This is a genomic window from Autumnicola edwardsiae (assembly GCF_031846505.1).
Lineage (GTDB): Bacteria > Bacteroidota > Bacteroidia > Flavobacteriales > Flavobacteriaceae > Autumnicola > Autumnicola edwardsiae.
Map to the genome: position 1 here is coordinate 1 of NZ_JAVRHP010000136.1, position 5,717 is coordinate 5,717.

At 37.9% G+C, this 5,717-nt stretch carries 5 protein-coding genes; 3 read left to right on the top strand and 2 right to left on the bottom strand.

The genetic code is table 11. The features are described 5' to 3' along the window. Window positions 1-198: 198 nt before the first annotated feature. Both RM529_RS15645 and RM529_RS15650 read right to left on the bottom strand, forming a co-directional pair. Window positions 199-2,319, bottom strand: coding sequence for a Tex family protein (locus tag RM529_RS15645; protein ID WP_311485689.1), 2,121 nt, complete (start codon window positions 2,317-2,319; stop codon window positions 199-201). Window positions 2,320-2,399: 80 nt separating this feature from the next. Next, on the bottom strand, window positions 2,400-3,365 hold the full coding sequence (locus tag RM529_RS15650; protein ID WP_311485690.1) for an App1 family protein phosphatidate phosphatase: 966 nt from the start codon (window positions 3,363-3,365) through the stop codon (window positions 2,400-2,402). A gap of 68 nt (window positions 3,366-3,433) precedes the next feature. Between RM529_RS15650 and RM529_RS15655 the strand changes: the two genes are divergently transcribed. The 3 genes from RM529_RS15655 to RM529_RS15665 all read left to right on the top strand — a co-directional run bounded on the left by RM529_RS15655 (window position 3,434) and on the right by RM529_RS15665 (window position 5,712). Continuing rightward, window positions 3,434-4,318 carry a diacylglycerol/lipid kinase family protein gene (locus tag RM529_RS15655; RefSeq protein ID WP_311485691.1) on the top strand — a complete coding sequence of 295 codons (885 nt, stop codon included), beginning with the start codon at window positions 3,434-3,436 and terminating at the stop codon, window positions 4,316-4,318. A 97-nt stretch (window positions 4,319-4,415) separates the two neighbouring features. Continuing rightward, on the top strand, window positions 4,416-5,039 hold the full coding sequence (locus tag RM529_RS15660; protein ID WP_311485692.1) for a hypothetical protein: 624 nt from the start codon (window positions 4,416-4,418) through the stop codon (window positions 5,037-5,039). 19 nt (window positions 5,040-5,058) lie between these two features. Beyond that, window positions 5,059-5,712: a PRC-barrel domain-containing protein gene (locus tag RM529_RS15665; RefSeq protein WP_311485693.1), complete on the top strand. Its 654-nt coding sequence runs from the start codon at window positions 5,059-5,061 to the stop codon at window positions 5,710-5,712. The last annotated feature ends 5 nt before the right edge of the window (window positions 5,713-5,717 follow it).

The following is a 5,717-nucleotide window of genomic DNA, read 5'->3' on the forward strand; positions in this document are numbered from 1 at the left end:
GGCTTTAAATAGCAACCTTAAATTTTTATTTTCTGAAATTATTCAGAAAAAATTACTGCTAAGATTTTAACCAAAAAATCAATTTCAAAAATGGTGTTTTGTGATGCCTGAATACGAAAACTGGCAAATTTCGTAACTGACTTCTCCGGAAAATTTTTCGCTAGTATTTAGCAGGAAAAAAGCTGAAATAAACAATTTTTAATCAATTAATGAAAGCTGAATCCTTTTTCGCTCTTCATCCAGCGAAATAACCGTCACCATCACCTCCTGATTCAGCTTTACAACAGAGTTTACGTCACTTACATAGGTATTTGACAGTTTAGAGATGTGCATCAGTCCGCTTTCTTTGATTCCAATGTCTACAAAACATCCAAAATTGGTAATATTATTCACCAAACCGGGTAATTTCATCCCTTCCCTTAAATCTTGAAAAGTTTTTACTGTGGGATCGAATTCAAATCTGGAAATTTCGCTCCTGGGATCCAATCCCGGCTTTTCCAGTTCTTTTACAATATCCTTTAAAGTAGGTAATCCGGCTTCAGCTGAAGTATAGGTCGATAATTGCAATTTTTGAAGCACCTCCTTATTTTCTGCCAATTCAGAGATTTTCATAGTGTTGGTCCGGGCCATTTTTTCAACAATTTCGTAACTTTCTGGATGGACCCCCGTGGCATCGAGTAAATTATTGCCATTCTTAATTCGAAGAAATCCGGCAGATTGCTCAAAAACCTTAGGTCCTAACCTCGCAATTTTCAGCAATTCCCGTCTATTGCGTATTCCTGAATTTTTATTGCGGTAATCAATAATATTAGAAGCTATAGCAGGCCCCACTCCTGAAACGTAGGACAGTAATTCCTTGCTCGCAGTATTTACATTTACCCCAATCCTGTTAACGCAAAGCATCACGACATTATCCAGTTTTTCTTTCAATTTTCCCTGGTCCACCTCGTGCTGATATTGCCCTACTCCTATCGCTTTAGGATCAATTTTCACCAGTTCAGCAAGAGGATCAGACAACCTGCGGCCAATAGAAACCGCTCCCCTAACAGTAATGTCGTGATCTGGAAATTCCTCTCTCGCCACTTTTGACGCTGAATAAACCGATGCTCCTGCTTCGTTCACCACAAAAACAGGGATATCCTTACTGAAACTAATGCTTTTCACCAGTTGTTCGGTTTCGCGGGAAGCAGTTCCATTTCCTATAGAAATAGCTTCAATTTTATACTTTTCAGCAAGGGATTTTAGGGTTTGTACCGCTTCCGTATTTTGATTCTGAGGAGGATGCGGAAAAATATTACTATTATAAAGAAGCTTGCCGTTCTCATCCAGGCAAACGAGTTTACAACCAGATTTAAATCCCGGGTCCAATGCGAGAATTCTTTTACTACCCAGTGGTGGCGCCATAAGTAGCTGCTCCAGGTTAGTAGCGAAAACCGCTATAGCTTCTTCATCTGCCCTGGCCTTTGCTTCATTTAAAAATTCCGTAGAAAAAGAAGGTTTCAATAATCTCTTGTAGGAATCTTTTATAGCTTCTGAAATCACTGAAGAATTGAAATTCCTTTTCAGCACAACTTCAGAAATAATCTGAAGTGCTTTCTTCTTTTCAACATCAAGCTTTATTCTTACCAGCCCTTCGTCCTGGGCCCGATGTATAGCAAGAAAACGGTGCGAAGGGATTTTTCTTAGACTTTCACTCCAATCGAAGTACTGCGAGAACTTTTGTGCAGCTGTAGTATCCGCCTTAGATTTCACGACTTTTGAAGTTATCACTGCAGTTCTCGAATACAACTGCCTCAATTTATGCCGCACCACCTGATTTTCACTAATCCATTCTGCAATAATGTTTTTTGCTCCTTCCAAAGCTTCAGAAGCATTTTTAACCGGTCCTTTTACAAACCTCATCGCGGCCTCTTCAGAATTTGAAGAGTTTTGGGCCATTATTATTTTCGCCAATGGTTCCAGTCCCTGCTCACGGGCTGCATCTGCCTTTGTCTTTCTTTTCTTTTTATATGGCAGATATAAATCTTCTAGTTTCACAAGATCTGAAGCATCCTCTACCTGCTGTTTTAAACTATGTGTTAAAGAACCTTGCTCTTCAATAGCCTTGAGAATAGTGATTTTTCTTTTCTGAAGCTCATCAAAAGATTTGAGCAGTCTGTCAATCTTTTCAATTTCAACTTCGTTAAGGTTTCCGGTAACTTCCTTTCTATATCTGGCGATAAATGGAATTGTGGCTCCCTCACTTAATAACCCAATAGTACCTTCAAGGTTCTTGTGGGGCCGGTTTAGCCGTGATACGACAAAATTTAATGGTGTCAAATAAAACTTGATTAAGGATTATACTTCAACTTCTTCAGCGGAAGAAAAGGATTTTTCTTCAGAATAAAACGTTCAAAAACCTAAATAATTTCTACTTCTTTGGAATGCGCAATTGCTTTGTCGCTATTCTGAAAGTAGCAGGTTTCCACTCCCATGTCCTGCATATTTCTCAAAGCTATTTTCACCTCTTCTTTCTTTTTCCTGGTAGTTTGGCGAATATACACTGCGCCTATACTTTTAGGGTACATCTTAATTACTTTCTCATAAAGAAAAGGATCGTGTTGGGAATCGTCTCCTAACAAAACATATTGAAGTTTTGGATAGAAGGAAATTATATCACTAATCTTGTCAAACTTGTGATCGTGGCTTCCCCTCCCGCTAGAGAAGAAATCGCGGATTCCGGTTTTTATTTTCTTCAGCTTGATTACCGCTTTTGGCAGCTCATGGATCCTGGCAAATTCTTCAATAAACTCATATAAATTCCATTCGCTGCTTGAGACATAAAAAAAGGAATTCGATGCTTCTTTACTATCCTGCCCCGCAATGCTAAGTGCCTGGTAATGGCGCACCACATCATCAAAAATTTTACGCTTATTGATATTTTTTGAAAGCATCACGTATAACTTTTTAAATACGCTGTTACTATGTGAAATCAAAAAAGTATCATCTATATCTGAAATTATCCCGAATTTACTTTTATAAGGCTTTAGCAGCTCTCCCTTTTCTATTATTCCGAATTCATGTAACTCACATATCACGGTATATTCGTGCCAGCCACTCTCAAGGTTTTCAGTAAATGGTAAGGTAAATTGGAAGAATCCGTCATCCTGGGTTTTTGTGGTAATATTCAGGTTTTTAAACTTTAACCTTATTTCCACATTCTCCAGTGGCTTGATTCTAAACATATGCAGTATTGAAAATGCATGTTTAATACCTCTGCGATCAAGTTTATATTTATCTGGAGCCCAGGATTCAAATAAATGTCCAAAGACTTTAAGTTCCTGGTCGTTTACGTAGCCGCGGTATAATTTAAGATCAAGTTTCAATTCTTTTATTTTTTCTCTAACTAAGGTTTCTACCCAAATTAATTAATTTTAAGCATATTGCTAAATATATGATCGGAATTAAAGAAATTTTATTAGTTGTAAACCCTATTGCGGGGGATATTGATAAAAAAGAAATGGTAGAAGACTTTAAAGCAATTGCTGCCAGAATCAATACTGAAGTTTTTATTTACCACACCAAAGGTGAAAGAGACATTGAGCATGTTAAAAATATTGCTAAAGAAAGAAAACCTGTCCGGATTGTAGCTGCCGGTGGCGATGGGACCATTAAATTGGTAGCCGAAGCAATTAGAGGTATGGATATAACCCTTGGAATAATCCCCAGCGGATCTGCCAATGCTCTCGCATTAAACCTGAACCTTCCCAAAAACCTGGAGGAGCAGATAAACGTTGCCCTGGGTGAGCATTACCTTAATATAGACCTCATTTCTTTAAATGACGAACTTGGGCTTCATATGAGTGACCTGGGAATAAATGCCGAGCTTATAGATAATTACGAATCTTCCTCATTTAGAGGAAAGTTTGGGTATCTTCTACAAACAATCCCAACTCTTATTCAAAGCAAATATCCATTCGAGTTCATTATCGAAACAGAGAACTGCACTACTACCGAGAACGGAGTTCTATTGGCTATAGCAAACGCCAGTAAATATGGTACAGGTGCAAAGGTGAATCCGAAAGGAAAATTAGACGACGGTATATTCGAAATCTTAATTTTTAAGAATCTCGACATCCTGGAAATTATGAAAACCCTCAGAAACGAGGTGAACCTAAGTCCCGAATTTCTGAAAATCCTGCAGTTGAAAAAAGCCCGAATTAGTTGTAAAGAGCCTGTCGCATTCCAGATAGACGGGGAATACCGCGGTGAGGTGAATACTGTAGATGTTAAAATTTTGTCAGAAAAAATAAAAATTGCTGTTCCTGAAAAAGACTAAATACTTTATTAACAAAGGTTTATTTTAACCTTAATAGAATCTGCCGATTCCTTCTCTAACTTTGTCACAGGACTAATCAACATTAAAAAACTGAATTATGGCAGAAATTAAAGTAGAAAAGAAAAAGCCTATTTGGCCGTGGATAATCGCAGGACTTATTGTTCTGGCGATATTGTATTTCCTTTTTTTCGCGAATGGCGACGATAACGAAATAACTGATGAGGATAATCAAGAACAGGTTGTAGACACAACTTATCAGGAAAACAACAGTACAGCACGATACGAAGATAACAGAAGCGATACCCTCACGGGTGGCATTTCTGGATTCTTGTCTTATGTAGGAGACAAATCAAAAATGGGTATTGATCACGAGTACACCAATAACGCTCTTATTTATCTTATGAATGCGGTCCAGGTAAAAGCTAATGACCTCAATGTAAATATTGATACAGATATGCAGCAAATAAGACAGCAGGCCGAAGCAATTACAAATGATCCTATGGCTACAAATCATGCTGATAAAATAAAAAATGCAGGAAGTGATCTTGCAGATGTAATAGAGAAGTTGCAACAAGAAAATTTCCCTGATCTTTCACAGGATGTACAGGAAGTAAAGACTGCTGTAGAGGATATCGATCCTTCTGTTCTTACATTGGAACAAAAAGATAAAGTCAATAAATTTTTTGACGAAGCTGGAGATGTTCTGGAAAAAATGAGCTAATAACTAAAAAACAAAAATTATGGCAAATACTAATAGTAACACAAACAATAATAAACATTTATTCTATCTGAATGAACTTTCAGACTACAAGGTCGCAAGTGATGACCCCGATGTTCGTGGTTGGGAAGTACAGGATAAAGATAACCGTGTAGTAGGAAAAGTAGACAACCTACTGGTAAACAAGGACACAAATAGAGTGGTGTACCTGGACATAGACGTGGATAAATCTATTATAGAAGCGAATCACGAACCTTACAGGGACAGCGCCAAAAGTGGTGTCCATGAATTTATAAATAAAGACGGTGAAAATCACCTCATAGTCCCCGTTGGGCTTGTAAGGCTTAACACCAACAAGAATTTTGTTTATACTGACCAGATTGATCACAAGACCTTTGCTGAAACCAAGAGGTACGAAAAAGGTTCAAATGTTGACAGGGAATATGAAATAGTAGTCCTGGATTCTTATGAGAGATCAAATCCAACTGAAGGAAACCGCCGAACCGAGGGAAACGTTACAGCAGATTCTTCTACAGAAGTTAATGACACACAAAATGATCCGGCTTTGCAGGACAGTCAGCAACGCAGGACAGATAGTGACCTGGCTTCTAACGACGAAGACTCCTTTTATAAAAGAAGAGAGTTTGATCGTACCAACTACAGAAGCAAAAAATAATTTAC

Coding starts and splice junctions, on each gene's coding strand:
- RM529_RS15655 (WP_311485691.1), top strand. CDS start 3,434: ATGATCGGAATTAAAGAAATTTTATTAGTTGTAAACCCTATTGCGGGG.
- RM529_RS15665 (WP_311485693.1), top strand. CDS start 5,059: ATGGCAAATACTAATAGTAACACAAACAATAATAAACATTTATTCTAT.
- RM529_RS15660 (WP_311485692.1), top strand. CDS start 4,416: ATGGCAGAAATTAAAGTAGAAAAGAAAAAGCCTATTTGGCCGTGGATA.